This window comes from Mesorhizobium sp. Pch-S, from assembly GCF_004136315.1.
Taxonomy (GTDB): Bacteria; Pseudomonadota; Alphaproteobacteria; order Rhizobiales; family Rhizobiaceae; genus Mesorhizobium.
Genome location: NZ_CP029562.1, coordinates 542,186 through 561,118 on the forward strand (window position 1 = coordinate 542,186; position 18,933 = coordinate 561,118).

The 18,933-nt window shown below is 62.8% G+C and carries 18 protein-coding genes; 7 read left to right on the plus strand and 11 right to left on the minus strand.

Translation table 11 applies throughout. The features are described 5' to 3' along the window. The first annotated feature begins 213 nt into the window (after positions 1 to 213). A complete protein-coding gene (gene argE / locus C1M53_RS02585) occupies positions 214 to 1,383 on the plus strand; it encodes an acetylornithine deacetylase (protein ID WP_129410817.1) in 1,170 nt (389 codons plus the stop codon). Between the two features lie 3 nt (positions 1,384 to 1,386). Here argE and C1M53_RS02590 read toward each other — a convergent pair whose 3' ends face one another. The 9 genes from C1M53_RS02590 to C1M53_RS02635 all read right to left on the minus strand — a co-directional run bounded on the left by C1M53_RS02590 (position 1,387) and on the right by C1M53_RS02635 (position 10,306). After that, positions 1,387 to 2,322 (minus strand): LysR family transcriptional regulator, encoded by a 936-nt coding sequence (locus C1M53_RS02590; protein WP_129410818.1) that lies wholly within the window; start codon positions 2,320 to 2,322, stop codon positions 1,387 to 1,389. 50 nt (positions 2,323 to 2,372) lie between these two features. Further along, positions 2,373 to 3,863, minus strand: a complete 1,491-nt coding sequence (locus C1M53_RS02595; protein ID WP_129410819.1) for an aldehyde dehydrogenase — start codon at positions 3,861 to 3,863, stop codon at positions 2,373 to 2,375. Between the two features lie 33 nt (positions 3,864 to 3,896). Next, positions 3,897 to 4,571: a DUF1028 domain-containing protein gene (locus C1M53_RS02600; protein ID WP_129410820.1), complete on the minus strand. Its 675-nt coding sequence runs from the start codon at positions 4,569 to 4,571 to the stop codon at positions 3,897 to 3,899. A 10-nt stretch (positions 4,572 to 4,581) separates the two neighbouring features. Next, positions 4,582 to 4,995: a RidA family protein gene (locus tag C1M53_RS02605; protein ID WP_101935965.1), complete on the minus strand. Its 414-nt coding sequence runs from the start codon at positions 4,993 to 4,995 to the stop codon at positions 4,582 to 4,584. Between the two features lie 172 nt (positions 4,996 to 5,167). Further along, positions 5,168 to 6,442 carry an NAD(P)/FAD-dependent oxidoreductase gene (locus C1M53_RS02610; RefSeq protein ID WP_129410821.1) on the minus strand — a complete coding sequence of 425 codons (1,275 nt, stop codon included), beginning with the start codon at positions 6,440 to 6,442 and terminating at the stop codon, positions 5,168 to 5,170. Positions 6,443 to 6,735: 293 nt separating this feature from the next. After that, entirely contained in the window at positions 6,736 to 7,437 is a 702-nt protein-coding gene (locus C1M53_RS02620; protein ID WP_129410823.1) for an ABC transporter ATP-binding protein, read from the minus strand. Then, positions 7,430 to 8,215 (minus strand): ABC transporter ATP-binding protein, encoded by a 786-nt coding sequence (locus C1M53_RS02625; RefSeq protein ID WP_245488417.1) that lies wholly within the window; start codon positions 8,213 to 8,215, stop codon positions 7,430 to 7,432. The genes C1M53_RS02620 and C1M53_RS02625 overlap by 8 nt, the downstream gene beginning before the upstream one ends. Next, entirely contained in the window at positions 8,212 to 9,387 is a 1,176-nt protein-coding gene (locus tag C1M53_RS02630; protein WP_129410824.1) for a branched-chain amino acid ABC transporter permease, read from the minus strand. The genes C1M53_RS02625 and C1M53_RS02630 overlap by 4 nt, the downstream gene beginning before the upstream one ends. Before the next feature lies 1 nt (position 9,388). After that, positions 9,389 to 10,306, minus strand: a complete 918-nt coding sequence (locus C1M53_RS02635) for a branched-chain amino acid ABC transporter permease (protein WP_129410825.1) — start codon at positions 10,304 to 10,306, stop codon at positions 9,389 to 9,391. A 288-nt stretch (positions 10,307 to 10,594) separates the two neighbouring features. Here C1M53_RS02635 and C1M53_RS02640 point away from each other — a divergent pair, with 288 nt between their 5' ends. The 6 genes from C1M53_RS02640 to C1M53_RS02665 all read left to right on the plus strand — a co-directional run bounded on the left by C1M53_RS02640 (position 10,595) and on the right by C1M53_RS02665 (position 17,456). Further along, positions 10,595 to 11,725 carry a branched-chain amino acid ABC transporter substrate-binding protein gene (locus C1M53_RS02640; protein ID WP_129410826.1) on the plus strand — a complete coding sequence of 377 codons (1,131 nt, stop codon included), beginning with the start codon at positions 10,595 to 10,597 and terminating at the stop codon, positions 11,723 to 11,725. A gap of 88 nt (positions 11,726 to 11,813) precedes the next feature. Next, positions 11,814 to 12,905, plus strand: a complete 1,092-nt coding sequence (locus C1M53_RS02645; protein WP_348630022.1) for an ABC transporter ATP-binding protein — start codon at positions 11,814 to 11,816, stop codon at positions 12,903 to 12,905. Then, the gene (locus C1M53_RS02650; protein WP_129410828.1) at positions 12,902 to 13,819 is read left to right on the plus strand and encodes an ABC transporter permease; all 918 of its coding nucleotides are present in this window, start codon (positions 12,902 to 12,904) and stop codon (positions 13,817 to 13,819) included. Before C1M53_RS02645 ends, C1M53_RS02650 begins: the two co-directional genes overlap by 4 nt. Continuing rightward, complete coding sequence (locus tag C1M53_RS02655; protein ID WP_129410829.1) at positions 13,816 to 14,598, plus strand: ABC transporter permease; 783 nt, start codon at positions 13,816 to 13,818, stop codon at positions 14,596 to 14,598. Before C1M53_RS02650 ends, C1M53_RS02655 begins: the two co-directional genes overlap by 4 nt. Before the next feature lie 156 nt (positions 14,599 to 14,754). Next, positions 14,755 to 15,792 (plus strand): extracellular solute-binding protein, encoded by a 1,038-nt coding sequence (locus C1M53_RS02660; RefSeq protein ID WP_129410830.1) that lies wholly within the window; start codon positions 14,755 to 14,757, stop codon positions 15,790 to 15,792. A 68-nt stretch (positions 15,793 to 15,860) separates the two neighbouring features. Further along, positions 15,861 to 17,456: a GMC family oxidoreductase N-terminal domain-containing protein gene (locus C1M53_RS02665; RefSeq protein ID WP_129410831.1), complete on the plus strand. Its 1,596-nt coding sequence runs from the start codon at positions 15,861 to 15,863 to the stop codon at positions 17,454 to 17,456. A gap of 195 nt (positions 17,457 to 17,651) precedes the next feature. On the opposite strand, the gene C1M53_RS02670 is transcribed toward C1M53_RS02665, so the two are convergent. Together C1M53_RS02670 and C1M53_RS02675 are read right to left on the minus strand one after the other, a co-directional pair. Beyond that, entirely contained in the window at positions 17,652 to 18,089 is a 438-nt protein-coding gene (locus tag C1M53_RS02670; protein WP_129410832.1) for an SRPBCC family protein, read from the minus strand. A 9-nt stretch (positions 18,090 to 18,098) separates the two neighbouring features. Continuing rightward, positions 18,099 to 18,932: a phosphoenolpyruvate hydrolase family protein gene (locus tag C1M53_RS02675; protein ID WP_129410833.1), complete on the minus strand. Its 834-nt coding sequence runs from the start codon at positions 18,930 to 18,932 to the stop codon at positions 18,099 to 18,101. Between the last annotated feature and the right edge of the window lies 1 nt (position 18,933).

The window sequence follows — 18,933 nt, forward strand, 5'->3', positions numbered from 1 at the left end:
TGGCATCGGGCGCTGGCAATGTTGCCGCCTATTCATAGGGGGACGGCAGCCACACAAAACTAGAGTTTTCTTCCGTGCCGCTTAGGAGCCGCCTAATGGACGCGGGCCTGGGGACTGGATGGATGGCAAAGCCGATGCACGGCAGAAGCAAATGCGAATTCAATGATCCGCCGAGCCGATGTTAAAAGCGACCACGAACCGTGAGCCCTGCAGATGAACAGCATTGAAATTCTGGACCGACTGATCGCCTTCCCGACGGTCAGCCGCGATTCCAACATGGAGCTGATCCGTTATGTGGCCGATCTGCTGGATGCGAAAGGCATCCAGTGCCAGCTCATCCACAATCACGACGGGCACAAGGCCAATCTTTTCGCCACGATCGGTCCGGCTGACCGGCCAGGTGTCATGCTCTCCGGCCATACCGACGTCGTGCCCGTCGACGGCCAGGACTGGACGCTGCCGCCCTTCGCAATGTCGGCGCTGGACGGCAAGCTGTTCGGGCGCGGTGCCGCCGACATGAAAGGCTTCGTCGCCTGCGCGGTTGTTGCGGCGTTGAAGGCTTCCGAACGGCCATTGCGCACACCATTGCAACTGGCCCTGTCCTATGACGAGGAGATCGGCTGCCTCGGCGTGCGCAGCCTGGTGGAGATGCTTGGCACGGCTCCCCACAAGCCGCTGCTCTGCATCGTCGGCGAACCCACTTCCATGCAGGTCGCCACGGGTCACAAGGGCAAGATCGCCGCACGTGCCCACTGCAGGGGCCGCGAGGGACACTCGGCGCTGGCGCCCCTGGCGCTCAACGCCATCCATCTCGCATGCGATTTCGTCGGCGTCCTGCGCAGCGAGCAGGAGCGACTGGCGCAGGATGGCACTCGTGACGGCGACTACGACATCCCCTACACCACCGTCCACGCCGGCAAGATCAATGGCGGCGTGGCGCTGAACATCGTACCGAACCTCTGCCAGGTCGATTTCGAGATCCGCAACGTCGCTGCCGACAATCCGGACGTCATCCTGAATCGCTTGCGCAGCGAGGCTGCCCGCATCGCCGGTGCCGCTGCGAAGATCGCCCCCGAAGCCGCGATCGACATCGAAATCACCAACACCTATCCGGGTCTCGACACGCCAGCCAACTCGGAAGCGGTGGCTTTCGTGAAGTCGCTGACCGGTGCCAACGGCACCATCAAGGTGGCCTTCGGCACAGAGGGCGGCCTGTTCAGCCGTGATGTGGGGACCCCGACAGTGGTCTGCGGCCCAGGTTCGATGGCGCAGGGCCACAAGCCGGATGAATTCGTCACGGTCGAGCAGATGCAGCGCTGTGATGACATGCTGGAGACGCTTCTGGACCGGCTGGTCGAAGGCATTGCGCCGGCAGCCCGCTAGGAGTTATCCCACGACCCGCTCTGTTCCGAAAACGCCCTGCTCGACCACGAAGCGGCGGCAATGCTGGATGAACGCCTGCACGGTCTGGGTGCGATGCTCGGCGTTGGGCATGGCGATGCCCATGGTCAGCGGCCGGATGTCGCCACCCAACGGCACGAACACAAGCGGCTTGCCGTCAGGCGACAGCGTGTTGAGGGGCCGCATGTTGGCAATGCCATAGCCAAAACCGTTGGCCACCATCGACCGCATGACGGCGATGTCCCCGGTGCGCTCGGCGATGTAAGGCCGGAGCCCCTTCTGTTGGAAAGCCGACAGGAAATACTCGCGGCTGAACGGCAGGTCGAGCAGCACCATCGGCTGGTCGACCAGTTCTTCCGGCGCTATCGACTCCCGTCCGGCAAGCGCGTGTCCTGGCGGCAACATGACATAGGCCGGCAGTTGCATCACCGGCTCGAAGGCCATGTCCTGCGACAATTCGAGATCGTAGGTGAGCGCGGCATCGATTTCGCCGCGCTGCAGCATCTCGAGCAACTGACCCTGGTTGCGCTCGAACTGCCGGACACGCACGTCGGGATAGCTCTCCTCGAACCTGCGCCGCAGCGCCGGCAGGATAATCTGCGCGAAGGTCAGCAGGCATCCGATCGCAAGCGGTCCCCTCACCTTTTCGGCGATGTCGCCTGCGACATCGTGCAGGGCGTCGGCATCGGCGAGCAGGCGCGCCGCTTCCTTGAGGAATACCCGACCACCTGCCGTCAATGACAGGCCGTGAGAGTGCTTGCGGACAAAGAGCTGGACGCCGAATTCCGTTTCCAGCTGGGCGATGGACGCCGAAATCGACGGCGGCGAGACATTCACCTGTTCCGCCGCCTTGGCGATGGAACCCGCCTCGCCGACGGCAACGAAGTATTCCAGCTGTCTGAGGGTAAAGCGGAGTGGCATGGCCGGCTATGTTGCCAGTTTCGGCGCGCTGATCAAGGCATCCGCGCTTCTCAATATCTGATCCAGGTGGTCTTGAGCGCGGTGTATTTGTCCAACGCATGCAACGACAGGTCGCGGCCGAAGCCCGATTGCTTGAAACCGCCAAACGGTGTCATCGGGCTCAGCGCGTCGACGGTGTTGACCGAAACCGTGCCGGCATGAAGGCGTTCGGATATCCGGTGCGCGCGCGACAGGCTGTCAGTCCACAGCGATGCCGCCAGGCCATAGACGCTGTCATTGGCGATCCGGATCGCCTCTTCTTCGTCATCGAAGGCTATGACCGACAGCACCGGCCCGAAGATCTCCTCGCGCGCAATCGTGTCCTGCGGCGACACGTCGTCGAAGATCGTCGGCTGGACGAAACTGCCGCGACCGTTGACGGTGACCTGGTCGCCGCCGGTTACCAGCCGCGCCGTCTTCTTGCCGGCCTCGACGAAGCGCATGACATTGGCCGCGTGACGTGCATCGACCAGGGCTCCCATCTTCGAGGCGGGATCGAGCGGGTCGCCGGGCTGCATAACAGCGGCGCGCGCGGCCAGCTTCTCGACCATGGCGTCCTTGACGCTGCGCTGCACCAGCAGGCGCGAATTGGCCGAGCAGACCTCGCCCTGGTTGAAGAAGATGCCGAAGGCCGCCATGTCGGCCGCCGCATCGAGATTGCCACAGTCGGCGAAGACCAGGTTCGGGCTCTTGCCGCCGGTTTCCAGCCACACCTGCTTCATGTTGGACTGGCCGGAATACTGCAGGAACATCTTTCCAACCGCCGTCGAACCGGTGAAGGCGAGACAGTCGACATCCATATGCCGGCCGAGCGCCTGGCCTGCGGTCTCGCCAAGTCCCGGAACAACATTGAGCACGCCGGCTGGCAAGCCGGCTTCCATGGCGAGCTCGGCCAGCCGCAACGCTGAAAACGGCGACTGCTCGGCAGGCTTCAGCACGACGGAGTTTCCGGCGGCCAGTGCCGGAGCACATTTCCAGGTGGCCATGTCGAGCGGGAAATTCCACGGCACCACCGCACCGATCACGCCGAGCGGTTCGCGCCGGACCAGAACCAGATCGCCGGAACCGGTCGGGGCGACTTCGTCATAGAGCTTGTCGATCGCCTCAGCATACCACTGGAAGATGCCGGCCGAGCCCGGCACGTCGACGGTGGCGGCATCGGCAACCAGCTTGCCCATGTCGAGCGATTCCAGCAAGGCAAGTTCCTGCAGGTTCTCACGCAGCAATTGCGCCAGGCGCAGCAACACTTCCTTGCGATGGGCAGGTGCTGCCCGCGACCAACTGCCGGAGAGAAAAGCGCGGCGGGCCGATGCGACGGCACGGTCGACATCCTCTTCGCCACAGGACGCTACTTCGGCCAGCGTCTCTCCCGTTGCCGGATTGATGCTTGCAAAAGTGCGGCCGGAGCGCGCGGCGACAAACTTGCCGTCGATGAAGGCCTTGTCGCGAAAGCGGATGGCAGCCGCCCTGTCGATCCAGTCCCTGTGGCTGAGTTCGCTCATATGGGCTCCTGCTTGCTCGCTTCTGCTGCGCTGCTATTCGTCGCCCGGCACGCCGTAGCTCGGCGCATCGGAAGGGTTGATGGCGCGGGTCACGTAGGCGTCGAGCTGAGGCTTGTAGATGTCCCATAGCCTGGCCAGTTCCTCGATCGGGCACTGCTCTGTCCAGTCGCAACGCAGATCCGCCACGGGCCAGGCCACCTCGCGGACAAGCTTCATGCCGGCGGAATGGACGGGACCGGCTTCGCCGCCCGCCTTCAACGCTGCCCGCATCGTTGCGACGATGCGATCGCCGAGATGCCCTTCGGAGGCCAGGAACGCATCGACCATCGCCTGCGGCACACCGTCATTGGCCAGCAGGTTACCGCCACAGGCGACATTCTCGCCGCGCGCCTCTGCCCAGATGCCAAGCGCCTTCGGCCCTGAATGGATGGCACTGATGCCTGCATCGTCCACGGCCAGCAGCTGGCGATATTCCATGTAGCCGCCGGTGCGCCTGAGAACAGCAACGGCCTCAGCGGCAGAAGCGCCCCGCGCCATCAGTTCAAGCGCTCGGGTTCCCAGCGTCGGATCTGTGATGTTCTGGCTGGCGACCGCGCCGACACCGGCCTGCGCATAGGCACAGCGTGCGGCTACCGCCGGCGAGGACGACGAAACGGCAACGCCGAACATGCCCGTGCGGCTGCAGCGCGCGACGATGGAGAAGGTCATGGCCCGCCCCTCAGTCCGGGATGACGGCGGTGCCGTCGATCTCGACGAGCCATTCGGGACGGGCAAGTGCCGTCACCACCAGGCCGGTCGACACCGGATGCACGCCTTTGATGTACTCGCCCATGGTCCGGTAGACCGCTTCGCGGTGACGGACGTCAGTGATGTAGACCACCACCTTCACCAGGTGCTCCATCTTGCCGCCGCACTCTTCAATGAGCTGCCTGATGTTCTGCATCACCTTGTGGGTCTGCTCGACCGGGTCGTGGCTGTCGAGGTTCTTTGCCGTATCCAGATCCTGTGGGCACTGCCCGCGCAGGAAGATCATGGTGCCCCGCGCAACCACCGCCTGGCAGAGGTCATTGTCAAGCTTCTGCTCGGGATAGGTATCCTTGGTGTTGAATTTGCGAACCCGGGTATGCGCCATGCTGGTCTCCATCAGATCGGGCCACGGCTTCGCTTCGCGACCAGCCATGCCCGCATTTGTCGTTCGGATATTCGTCGGGCGAATTGAGCGCCGAAAGAACAGTCTTTCTCATCGCTGATAAGGACCCGCCTAATCAGCGAAGGGAAATGGGACAGCCGGGGCAATTGATCGGCTAGGCATCTTCGGTCAGGCGCTTGGCGGCGGCGTGATAGGCCAGATATTTCCGCCGCGTGGAGATGCGGTCGGCGAGGTGCTTGGCATCGTGCCAGACGCCCCAGATGAAGCTGGAACCCCTGCGTGACTGCCACGGCAAGCCGAGGAAATAGATATCCGGTTCGTTCGACACGCCGCGCTGATGCTTCGGCCTGCCCTTGTCGTCGAACGCGTCGACTTTCAGCCAGTCGTAGTCGACGGAGTAACCTGTGGCCCAGATGATCGAGGTGATGCCGGCATCCGCCAGGTTCAGTTCCAGAATGGGATTGGTCATGCACACTGGATCTGGGTCGAGCCTGCGTGCCTCAGGTTCTTCCGGAAGATCGAGGCCGTTGGCGAGCGCGTAGGCATCGGCTTCGTCCATCAGCGCGTGATGATTGGCGTCGCCGCGCGCGATGTTCTGGGTAAGATCCGGCGCGAAACGCATGACGCCGTCCGCATAGCTCTCAGTGCGGCCGACCAGCGTCATTCCCTGTGCCGCCAGACGGCGGAAATCAATCGTCTCACCGCCGCGGGCGCCGCTCACCGCGATCGTGACGTGCTCGGTTCCCGGTCCAGGGGTTTCGGCGTCCCATTTGTTCAGGACCCCCAGCCACCAGCAGAAATCATAACCGCGGTAGCTGCGGAACGGACGGTCATGCGGGCCGACCGAAAGATAGACCTGCTTTCCCGTGCGCGAGAGTTCATCGGCGATCTGCACACCGGAAGACCCGGCACCGACCACCAGCACGGCACCTTCGGGCAACTGCTGCGGATTGTGGTAGCTGTTGGAGTGGATCTGCGTCAGCCCGGCATTGTCCGGGACGATTTTCGGGACGATCGGGTGCTGGAAAGCCCCGGTGGCGGCCACCACGCTGTTGGCCTCGATCACCCCTGCCGATGTCTCGACACGAAAACCCGGGCGCCCGACAAGCCGCCGTACGTCCTTGACCTCGACGCCACAACGGATCGGCGCACCGATCATCTCGGCATAGGCAACGAAATAGTCCGCGACCTGCTCCTTGCCGACAAAGCCATCGGGGCCGATATCGGGGAACTCCATGCCCGGAAAACGATCATGCCAGGCGGGGCCGTTTGCAACAAGCGAATCCCAGCGTTCGGAACGCCAGCGTTCGGCGATGCGGTGCCGCTCGAGAACGAGATGAGGCACGCCGCACTTGCTCAGGTTTTCGCTCATGGCCACCCCGGCCTGGCCAGCGCCGACGACAAGCGTGTCTATTTTTTCGACCGACATTTCAGAGCCCTTCTCTAGAGCCCTTCCCGCGAAAACAGAGTCGCCGGCAATGCTCTCACTCCTCGTTTTGACGCAATTCCGGACGCAAAACCGCTGCGCACTTTTGCTGGAATTGCTCCAGGCCTCCGGGTTTCCTGCAACCCAGCGGAGGTCTGACTCCCGGTGTACTGGAGGGGTCGGATCGCGAAAATTACGATTTCACGTGGCAGTGGTTAGCCTGTCCCTAAATACCGGATCGACGCGAACGACTGCCGCCCGCGCGAGCAGGTTAAGTTCGAACCATCCTCCTGAAATCAGAGATAGAGGCTCTTCGCCGCCTTCGACGAGAGCAGTTCGCGGGCCGGGCCTTCCTGTGCGACACGGCCCTTGACCAGCACATAGCCGCGGTCGGCAATGCCGAGACCCATCTCGGCATTCTGCTCGATCAGCAGGATGGTCGTGCCACGCCGATGCACTTCACCGGTGATCTCGAAATATTCGTCGATCAGTTTCGGCGACAGCCCCAGCGACGGCTCATCCATGACGACCAGTTTCGGTTCGCCGATAAGGGCGCGCGCCAGCGCCACCATCGCCTGCTCACCACCTGACAGCGTGCCGGCCGCCTGGCGGAGCCTCTCGCGGATGCGCGGAAACAGCTCGCACATCTTGTCGAGCTGGGGCTGGAAATTCGGCCCCCGCCCGGAAACGGCATCATAGCCCAAGCGCAGATTTTCCTGCACGGTCAGGCTCGGGAAAAGCCTCCGCCCCTCCGGCACCAGTCCAACGCCGAGTGCAGCCAGGTTCTCGGTGCCGAGCGCAGCCATGTCGCGGCCCATGACGTCGACCTTGCCACGCAGTGCACGCACGACGCCGCAAACCGTCATGAAGATGGTCGTCTTGCCGGCGCCATTGGGACCAAGCAGGCAGACCAGCTCGCCGGACTGCACCTTGATGTTCAGGCCGCGCAGCATCGGCACCGGGCCGTAGGCGGTGTCGACATCGTTCAGCTCAAGCATGGACGGCCGCCTTTCCGAGATAGGCTTCCTGCACGCGCTGGTCGGACTTCACTGTCGCGAAATCGCCTTCCGCGATCTTGCTGCCGTAGTCGACGCACATGACGTGATCCGGGAAGGCCTCGACCACGCGCATGTCGTGCTCGATGAGGATGACGGAAAGCTGCGGCCGTTCCGTCTTCAGCCGGCGAATGTCTGCGATCAGCGCATCGGTCTCGACTTCGTCCATGCCGACCGAAGGCTCATCGAGCAGGAGCAGCTTCGGCTCGGAGGCGAGCGCGCGGGCGATTTCGAGCCGGCGCCGATCGGCTTGCGCCAGCGTGCCGGCTGGTCGGTGACGCTGTTCAAAGAGTTCGCCGGAGCTTGCCTTCAACAGCAATTCGGCCTTTTCCACGCACGCCGCCATTTCGCGCCGCGATGCTCCCGGCAGGAACAATGCGCCCAGGACCCCGGTTCTGGTGCGTGTGTGCATGCCGATGATGACGTTGTCGAGGACGCTGAGGTCGGAAAACAGCCGCGACGTCTGGAACGTGCGGCCAATGCCACGCGCCACCACTTCATGCGACGGGTGGCCGGTGATATCGGCACCGTCGAAGCGCACATGCCCAGAGGTCGGGCGATAGACACCAGTAACGACGTTGAACAGCGTGGACTTGCCCGCGCCATTCGGCCCGATGACAGCCAGCACTTCGCCACGACCGATCGAGAAGCTGACTGCGTTCAGCGCCACCAGCCCGCCGAAACGCATCGTCGCGTCCTTGACGTCCAGCAGGGCGTTCACCGGCTCTCTCCATAGCTGCGAATGCGCTGCGGGAACAGGCCCTGCGGGCGGATCATCAGGAAGCCGATGATGACGATGCCGAAGAAGAGCAGCCGGTAGTCGGAAAAGGCGCGCAGTTTCTCAGGCAGGATGGTCAGCAGGAATGCGCCGACGATGACGCCGAAGATGTTGTCCATGCCGCCGACGATCACCATGGTCATGATGGTGACGGAGACCAGGAAGGTGAAGTTGTCGGGCGAAATATAGGAAACGTAGAAGGCGTAGATGGTACCGGCGAACGCCGCCAGGAACGCATCCACCGCGAAAGCCAGCACCTTGAACCAGGCAACGTTGATGCCTTGCGCCCGCGCCGCGATCTCGTCGGCGCGCAGCGCGTTCCAGGCGAGGCCGATGCGCGAGGAATGCAGGCGATGCGCCGTGACGATAGCCACCACCACCAGCAGGGCGGAGAGATAGTAGAAATTGGCCTGGCTCGGCAGCTTCCAGCCGAACACCACCAGCGGGCTGGCGAAGGAATGACCGAACAGCGATGGCGCCGGAATGCCGACCAGCCCGTTCGGACCGCCGGTCCAGTCGAAATTGTTCAGGAGTTGCTGCACGACAACGCCGAAGGCGATGGTGACCAGCGCGAGATAGGTGTCGCGCGTGCGCATCGATGGGATGCCGATGAGGAAGCCGAACAGCGTAGCTGCGATCGCCGCGGCCGGTAGGGTCAGCCAGAAGCTGATGCCGAAATTGATGGCCAGCAAAGCCGAGACGTAAGCGCCGATGCCGTAGGAGGCACCGGTCGCGAAATTGGGAATGTTGGCGCTGCCGAGCTGGAAGTTGAGCGCCAGCGCCAGCACCGCGTAAAGCTGCGCGACGATCAGCAGGTGCAGTACATAGGTGTTGTTGCCGACCGCGAACGGAAACAGCAGCACGACGGCAACGGCGGTCGCCAGCGCCACGACCGGCACGCGCGCGAAGCTGGCCGTGACGAAGTCGGTGATCTGCGGCCGCTTCTCGATCAGGTAGAAGCCCGCGCCCAGCAGCGCCAGCAGGCCGATCACCTGCCAGCCACCCTCTGCCTTCAGGATGAGATAGAGGAAAGCGGCTCCCAGAAGCTGGCCGGCAACGACAACGGCTGCAGCCTGGCCCGAGCCTGGTATTTCGGAAGATGTTTGCGCGCTCATGCTACACCTTCACCATGACGGGTCGACCGAGCAGTCCTTCAGGACGGAAAAGCAGAACGCCGATGACCAGCAGGAAAACGAAGACGAGCCTGTAGGAAGCGCCGTCCGGCACGAAGGTCTGGGCCAGCACCTCGATGCCGGCGATGATCAGCCCGCCGAGGATGGCACCCGGCATCGAGCCCAGGCCGCCAATGACGGCGGCGGAGAAACCAAGCAGGCCGGCCATGACGCCGAAATCGAACCGTGTCACGCCGGCGTAGCTTGCAAAGAGCAGCCCGGCGATCGCGCCGATGGCCGAGGCGACGAAGAAGGTCGCGCGGAACACGCGCGTGTCACGAATGCCCATCATGCGCGCCACGATGCGATCCTCGGACGCTGCCCGTATCCTCAAGCCTAGTGGCGTCAGCCGCAGGAAGGCAAAGAGCAGGACCACCAGCACCAACGTGAGCGCCACCACCAGCAGTGTGAACCAGCCGACCTGGACGCCCGCAATCTCCAGCGCGACACCGGAAGCGAGCCGCGGGAATGCGTGTGGGTTGGAGCCTTGCGGGTAGAGATGACGGATCAGTTCGCGAATGACGATGCCAAGCGCGACGGTGGCAACCAGTGCCATCATCGCCGGCGCATCCCTGAAGCGGCGGATCACCACCTTGTCCAGGATGACGCCGATGAGACCGACGGCGAACACGGCAATGCAAGCGGAGACGATCAGCCAGACCGGGCCGGAGACGCCGATCGCGATGGCGAGCGCCTGCGCCGCGGCCAGTGCGATGAACGGCGACGTCATCGCGACATCGCCATGCGAGAAATGGATGACGTTGAGGACGCCGAAAATCAGGCTGAAGCCGATAGCCAGCAAAGCATAGATGCACCCGAGGGTCACCCAGTTCACCAATTGCTGGACAATCAGCTCCGTCATGCCACCCCTCTCTGGAGCGTTTCGATTTCTCACGGAAACGCTCTGTCTCTTTGTTTTTATGCAACCCCGGACGGAAAACCGTTACATGCTTTCCCGGAACTGCTCGTTCAGAGGCGGAACGATTAGCAGTGCCTCCCCCAGGCGCACATAATGAATCTCCGATGTAGCGGATAGCAATTTCCGAATTTCGCGGGCCGGTCGCGGCGCAATATAGTTGCGTCCAGATGGTGGTCCACGGACCAAAGGAACGCGGCCATCGCGTCAGAAAACGATAACAGAGGTGGAACCATGCTTAACAGGCGCCGCGCGTTCGCGCGCATATCTTCTTTGCTGGCCGGATCCGTATTCGCGCTTTCCCTCGGCATTGCCGAGGCCAGTGCCGACCAGATCAAGCTCGGCTTCATCGGCCCTCTGTCCGGCGGCAATGCACAGCAGGGCCTTGGCGCCCGCAACGGCTTCCTGCAGGCCATCGACGGGGCCAATGCCAACGGCTATCCGCACCAGGTGGAAGGCGTTGTGCTGGACGACGCCTCCGATCCCGCCGTCGGCGTTTCCGCCGCCCAGAAGCTGATCAACGATCCGGCAGTCGTCGGCGCCACCGGCCACTGGAACAGCTCGGTCGCGCTTGCCACCATCCCGGTCTTCAACCGCGCGCAGATGCCATTCATCGTCTGGGGCGCTGTCAGCCCGAAGATCACTGAGCAGAACCTGCCCAACGTCACGCGCGTGACGCCGACGCTGGTCAATGAAAACAAGCCGCTTGCCGAGGCCATTGCCAAGGAAGGCAAGGTCAAGAAGATCGCCATCATCTCCGACACCACCGACTATGGTGCGGCCAACACCAAATGGTTCGGCGACTTCTTCAAGGCGGCCGGCGGCGAGATCGTTTTCTCGGATGCGGCGGCGGTTGGAACGACCGACTTCCGCGCGATGCTGACGACAGCGAAGGCTGCGGCGCCGGATGCGATCTATTTCGGCGGCGTGGTGACGGAGGCCGCACTCGTGCGCAGCCAGATGGCCGACCTCGGCATGGGTTCGCTGCCGATGTACGGCATCTCCGGCATCTACGATCCGAAGTTCATCGAGATCGCCGGAGGCGCGGCCGAAGGCACGATCGTCGGCACGCCTGCCGTGCAGACCAATCCCAAGCTGGAGGCCTTCTACAAGGCCTATGAAGCCAAGGGTTACCCCGATCCGGCCGGCTCCTATGCGAAATATGCTTATGAAGCCACGCAGATCCTGCTCGAGGTGATCAAGGAAAAGGGCATCGAGGACAAGCAGGCGCTGAGCGAAGCCATTCGCGCGATCAAGCACGAAGGCATCCTGGGAACGGTCTCGTTCGACCAGGATGGCCAGACGCAGATGCCGGTCGAGATCGATCGCTTCATGGTGCACGACGGCAAGTGGGTCAAAATGTGATTGCTCGGCCGGCATTGCCACATCGTGCGCAATGTCGGCCGCCAATCGCATTGCGACGAGCCACGCCCCTCCTGTCGAGATCGTCTACATGGATATGAGCCGCCCCGCGCCGCACCAGAAGGCCGTGGAAATCAAGGATGTTTCCAAGGCCTTCGGCAATTTCCAGGCCTTGAAGCCGGTCAGCTTCGACATCTACGAAAACGAGTTCTTCACGCTGCTCGGCCCTTCGGGCTGTGGCAAGACCACGCTGCTCAGGATGATCGCCGGCTTCGAACAGCCTTCGACCGGTGAAATCGCGCTGCGCGGTACCAACATCCAGTCCCTGCCGCCGCACAAGCGGCGGGTGAACACCGTGTTCCAGAGCTATGCGCTGTTCCCGCACATGACGCTGGAGCAGAACATCGCCTTCGGCCTCGAAAACCTGGGCTGGCCGAAGGAGCGCCGCATGGCGCGTGTGGCCGACATGCTGCGCCTGGTGCATATGGAAAAGTTCGCCAGCCGCAAGCCGCAGCAGCTTTCGGGCGGCCAGCGGCAGCGCATCGCGCTGGCCCGCGCGCTCGCTCCTGAGCCCGAAGTGCTGCTGCTCGACGAACCGCTTTCGGCGCTCGACCTCAAGCTCAGGCAGGCCATGCGCGACGAGCTGCGCACCCTGCAGCGCCAGACCGGCATCACCTTCGTCTTCGTCACCCACGACCAGGAAGAGGCGCTCGACATGTCGGATCGCATCTGCGTGCTCGGCGACGGCGAGATCCAGCAGTTGGGCACGCCGGCGGACATCTACGAGGAACCATCCAACCGCTTCGTCGCAGACTTCATCGGCGAAACCAATTTCCTCGACGCCGAGGTGATCTCGCTCGAAGGCGATCGTGCCACGGTGTCGATCCCGCTCGGCGTCACGCTGACCGCACCGCAGAAACAGGCGTCGGTGGGCAGCAAGGCCGTCATGTCCATCCGTCCGGAAAAGATCAGCCTGTCTCCGCAGGACAGTCAGATCGCGGCCGACGGCACGGTCGTCGGCGCAAACTATCTCGGCGGCTACACCCACTATGTCGTGGACGCGAGCGGCACCTTGCTGCGCGTTTCCAAACGCAACAGCCAGAGCCGCGACCGCACGCTTGAGGTGGGCCAACCAGTTCGTCTGGGTTTCGCGGCGGAATCGGCGCGGATTCTCGGCGCATGAGCCAGCGCCCGAAATTGCCGACCTGGCCAAGATTGTCTGACTGGAATGTTCTGGGGCTGCTGCCGGCGCAGCTGATCATGCTGCTGACGCTGATCATTCCGGTCGGCATCATCATCCTGGTTTCGTTCTCGACCAGAGGCCCCTATGGCGGCTTCGACTACGTGTTCACCACCGCGCCCTACAAGCAGATCCTGTTCAACGAGGGCTGGAGCGGGGAACTCGAATTCAATCCGCAATATCTGATCGTCGTCGCCCGGACCGTCATCCTGTCGCTGGCGACCACGATCATCTGCCTGACCCTGAGCTTCCCGGTCGCCTATTTCATCTCGCTGCAGAAGACCTCGGCCAAGATGCTGCTGATCTATCTGGTGACGCTGCCGTTCTGGGTCTCGATGATCGTGCGCGTCTATTCGTGGATCATCATCCTCGGCAATGACGGCGTGATCGCCAAGGCGCTGCGCGCGCTCGGGATCACCGAGAACATGGGCAGCCTGCTCTTCACCGACACCGCGATGCTGATCGGCCTCGTCTACAGCTACATTCCGCTGATGATCCTGCCGGTGTTCGCCTCGATCGAGAAGCTCGACCCGGCCCTGGTGGAAGCCTCGCATGATCTTTACGGCGGCCGCCTGACGACGCTTCGCCGCGTGATCCTGCCGTTGTGCCGCCCAGGCATGGCGGCGGGCGCCATCCTGGTTTTCGTTCCCTGTCTCGGCGCCGTGCTGGAACCCGTCCTGCTCGGCGGCGGCAAGACGATGATGATGGGCAATTTGATCCAGCTGCAGTTCGGGGCTGCCCGCAACTGGCCGCTCGGCGCGGCCATCTCGATCGTGCTGATGTGCGCGGTGATGATCTTCCTGCTGTGGCGCGGCATCCAGGCGATGCGCAAGGAAAGCCGGGAGGACGGCGCATGACCAGCAACGTTCGCCGCTATCCAGGCTTCGGCCTGTTCAGCCTGATCTTCTTCGTCTACCTCTACCTGCCGATTGCCGTTGTGGTGTTCTATTCCTTCAACGCCAACCGCATCGTCTCCAACTGGGGCGGCTTCTCGCTGCACTGGTATACGACGGCGCTGTCGAATGCTGCGCTGGTCGGAGCAGTGAAAACGTCGCTGTTCGTCGCCACCATCGCCACTGTGCTTTCGACGATCGTCGCGCTGATGGCAGCGCTTGTGCTGGTGCGCGGCAGGAACGTGCGCTTCCGGCGCATCTCCGAGACCATCGTCAACCTGCCGCTGCTGCTGCCCGAGATCGTCGTCGCGGTGGCCGTGCTCATCCTGTTTTCAGAAGTGGGCCTGACCAACGGTCTGCTGAAACTCACCATCGCCCATACGACATTCTGCATCCCCTTCGCATTCCTGCCGATACGGGCGCGACTGCAAGGCATGGACGCCGACCTCGAGGAGGCGGCACGCGATCTCTATGCTTCGGCCTGGGTCGCCTTCCGGCGCGTGACGCTGCCGCTGATCCTGCCGGGCGTGTTCGCCGGCGCGATGCTCGCCTTCGTCATCTCGATGGATGACTTCATCACCAGCAACCTCCTGAATTCGGGTGGCGCCACGACCCTGCCAGTCTACATCTTCTCGCTGATCAAGCAGGGCGTCTCACCACAGCTCAATGCGATCTCCACGCTGATCATGATCGTTTCCGTGGTGCTCGCCACCGTCGCTTTCCTGCTGCAGCGCCGGCAGTAAATGGAAATTGTGCCGCATGATCTTGTCCGAAAAGTCTGCAACTTTTCGGGATCATGCTCTTAGCGAGCTTTTTCCTAAGCACCACGTCGGGCAAATGAAATTTATCGCTGGAGCCCGTTTTTATCGTCCCCGAAACACAACGATAAGGGGAGCTCCATGTCCGTGAAAAACCATCTCTCGATTCTGGCCGCGGCCAGCGCATTCAGCCTTCTCGCCACTGCCTCGTCGTGGGCGGAAGGATCACTCTCGATCTATGCCTGGGCAGACTCCATTGCCCCTGAGGCAGTGGCAAAATTCGAGAAAGAAACCGGCATCAAGGTCACCGTCGACGCCTTCTCCTCGAACGAGGATCTGTTGACCAAGCTGCAGGCCGGCTCCTCGGGCTACGACATCGTCACGCCGTCACAGCATTTCGTGAAGATCATGATCGACAGCGGCCTGCTCGAAGACATCGGCGCCAGCTCGATGCCAGCTTTCCAGCAGATTCTGCCGGAATGGCAGAAGCAATGGTGGGATCCGACCGGCAATTATTCGGTGCCGCTCGCCTACGGCAATGCCGGCTTTACCGTCAACCGCAACCTCTACAAGGGTCCAGTCGACAGCTGGAAGGTCTATTTCGAACCGTCCGAGGAACTGAAGGGCAAGATCGCCAGCCTGGCCCAGCCCGACGAAGTCATTCCCGCCGCGCAGAACTATCTCGGCATCCCCTATTGCAGCGAGGATCCGAAGGAGATGAAGCGCGTGCTCGACCTGCTGCAAGCGCAGAAGCCGTTCGTCGCCGCCTATTCGAGCGACAACATCGAAAACCGCATCGGTGGTGGCGAAGTGGCCATGCATTTCTGGTGGGATGGCAACACCATGCGGGTGCGCCGCAACGACAAGGCCAATGTCGAATACGCCATGCCAAAGGAGGGCCTCGTCGGCTGGCTGGATTCCTACGTCGTGCCCAAGGGAGCGGCCAATCTCGACAACGCCAAGAAGTTCATCGACTTCATGGCCAAGGAAGAAAACGCCACCATCGAGTACAACTACTACGGCCATTCATCGCCGGTGAAGGTGGACGCCAGCAAGGCGCTCTACAACAAGGAAAACGCGCCTGAGCTTTTCCCGACCGCACCGGTCAAGATGGGCCAGGCCTGCTCGCCGGCTGCCCAGGAGCTGGTCACCAAGGTCTGGACCCAGCTTCTGCAGTAGCAGCGCCCTCCACATGTCGCTCCCGCCCCGTCTTGAGGGCGGGAAGCCCTCCTGCTCCGGCATCAATCATGAATGACACATACGACTACATCGTCGTCGGCTCCGGCTCAGCCGGTTGCGTGCTGGCGAACCGTCTCAGCGCCAACCCGGCAACGAAGGTCTGCCTGATCGAAGCCGGCGGCAGCGACCAGAGCCTGCGCGTGAAAGTTCCGGCTGGCATCCTCTCGCTCTACGGCAACCCGAACTATGACTATTGCTATTTCGGGGTGCCGCAGCCGCAGTTGAACGGCCGCAGGATTCCGGTCAACCGCGGCAAGGCGCTGGGCGGATCGACCTCGATCAATTCGATGGTCTACATCCGCGGCGCGGCTGCCGACTATGACGAGTGGGCAAGCCTTGGCTGCGCCGGCTGGTCTTATGACGAGGTGCTGCCAGTCTTCAAAAGGCTGGAGCGCAACCTGCTCGGCCAGGACAGCCGCTATCACGGCACTGATGGCGACCTTTTGGTCGACAATCCGCGCGATCCCAACGAGCTTTCGCGGATGTTCGTGGCTGCGGGCAAGGACGCCGGCCTGCCGGAGAACGCCGATTTCAACGCCGCCTCGCAGTTCGGTGTCGGCATCTACAACGTGACGCAGGATCGGGGACAACGCTTCAGCGCCTTCACGGCTTTCGTCCGCCCGGTTCTCAACCGTCCGAACCTGACCGTGCTGAGCGAATGCGCGGTGAAGACGATCGTCATCTCGGGCAAGCGCGCAACAGGCGTGAACCTCCGGCACAAAGGCGCGGACACGACACTGACGGCATTGCGCGAGGTCGTGCTTTCGGCAGGCGCCATCAACTCGCCGCAGATCCTGCTGGAATCCGGGATCGGCCCGGCCGAAGAGCTTCGGCGTGTCGGCGTCACGCCGGTCCATGACCTGCCAGGCGTCGGCAAGAACCTGCAGGACCATGTCGACGGCATGATCACGGTGCGCTCGTCGAGCCCGCGCACGCTCGGACTTTCCATTGCCAACCTGCCCCGCATCCTCGCCGCGCCCTACCGCTATTTCGCGCGCCGCAAGGGCATGCTGACGACCAACTACGTCGAGGCCGGCGGCTTCGCGCGAACTCGCCTCGCGGGAGCCGAGCCCGACGTCCAGTTCCACTTCGTACCGGGCTATCGCAGCCATCGCGGCAGGCTGGTCGAATACGGCCACGGCTATGCCATCCACACCTGCGTGCTGCGACCGAAGAGTGTCGGCGACATCACGCTCGCGCGCGACGGCTCGTCAACGACCACCCGGATCGATCATCACTTTTTCTCGGATGAACAGGATGCACAGGTTCTCGTCGAAGGCATCAAGATCGCCCGCGCGATCTTCGCATCATCGGTGTTCGATCCGGTGCGCGGCGTCGAGATGCTGCCGGGAAAGGACGTCCGCTCCGACGACGAGATCCTTGCGTATCTGCGCGCCGAGGCGCTGACCGTCTATCATCCGGTCGGCACCTGCAAGATGGGTGACGACGCCATGGCCGTCGTCGATCCGGGAAGCCTGAAGGTGCGTGGTCTGGAAGGGTTGCGCGTCGCCGACGCGTCCATCATGCCGAAGCTGATCGCCGGCAATACCAACGCGCCGAGCATGATGATCGGCCAGCGAGCAGCGGACATGATCCTGCGATGATTCTGAGGTCCTGGATGTGTACACATCCAGGACGCCTCAATCGCCGGCGTGGCCCATCCGGGCCACTTGGCTTTCGCGCCAAAGGGCGCGGCGCGCGGTCGCGCGCTCCAACGGTCAATCAATGACCGTTGGTAGGTCTTGGATTGCTCCCGAGCGACCAACGTACCGCTCGGGAGCCCGCCTCAGGCACAGTGGCTATTTGGCCAGATGGTCCTGCAGCGCTTTCCAGCCGGCCGCAAACACGTGATCGGAGACGATCTCCACATACTTCCCCGCATCTTCCGGTTCCTCGTCGAAGGTTGCGACCCATTCCGCGAAGGTGCGGTTGCCATCCGTGATCGGAAGCAGCCGGATCGAGGCGACATAGTTCTTCACCGGGAATGCCGGCTTCACGAAGCTGTAGGAGAGCGAGTGCTCGCTGTCGCTGAGCGCAAGCAGTTGCTCGCGCACATGGGCGCCGTCCTGGAGATAGAAAGAACGGATGGAGCCGACGGAATCGCTGCTCGCACCGCCCTCGATTTCGCTTTTGGCGATCGCCGGATGCCAGGTCGGCAGCCCGTTGAAGTCACGCACCGTCTTCCAGACGGTTTCGATCGGCGCGTCGATCACCGCGCTTGCATAAGCCTTGGCCACATTCCTCTCCTATTGTTGGACGACTAGTTTCTTGAAGGCCTGCGTCTGTGCGACGAGGGCCTTTTCCACCGGCAGGCGCTCCATGCTCGATGCGCCATAGAAGCCATGGCAACCGGGGCATTGCTGCAGGATGTAACGGGCATCCTCCGGCTCGGCGATCGGGCCGCCATGGCACAGGATGATGATGTCGGGGTTGATCGCGCGGGCGGCTGCGGCGATGGCGTTGATCTCGCCGACGCAATCCTGGAGCGTAAGCGCCGTGTCGGCGCCGATCGTTCCGCCCGTGGTCAGGCCCATATGCGCCACGATGATATCGGCTCCGGCCTCCGTCATCGCCTTCGCATCGTCGACAGAGAAGACATAGGGCGTGGTGAGCATGTCCTTGCTGCGCGCAAGGCGAACGAGGTCGACCTCCATCGCATAACCCATACCCGTCTCTTCCAGATTGGCCCTGAACTTGCCGTCGATCAGGCCGACCGTCGGAAAGTTCTGGATGCCGGCAAAACCGAGTTCCTTCAGCTGATCCAGGAAAGGATCGAACTGGCAGAACGGGTCGGTACCGTTGACGCCGGCAAGCACGGGCGTGTGCTTGACCACGGGCAAAACCTCACGTGCCATGTCGACGACGATCTCATTGGCATTGCCATAGGCAAGCAGCCCCGCCAGCGAGCCACGGCCGGCCATGCGGTAGCGGCCGGAGTTATAGATGACGATCAGGTCGATGCCGCCGGCTTCCTCGCATTTGGCTGAAAGGCCCGTGCCGGCGCCACCACCGATGATGGGGATCTTCGCCTTGATCTGTTCGCGGAACTTGCCCAGCAACTGGCTTCGTTCAAATCTCATG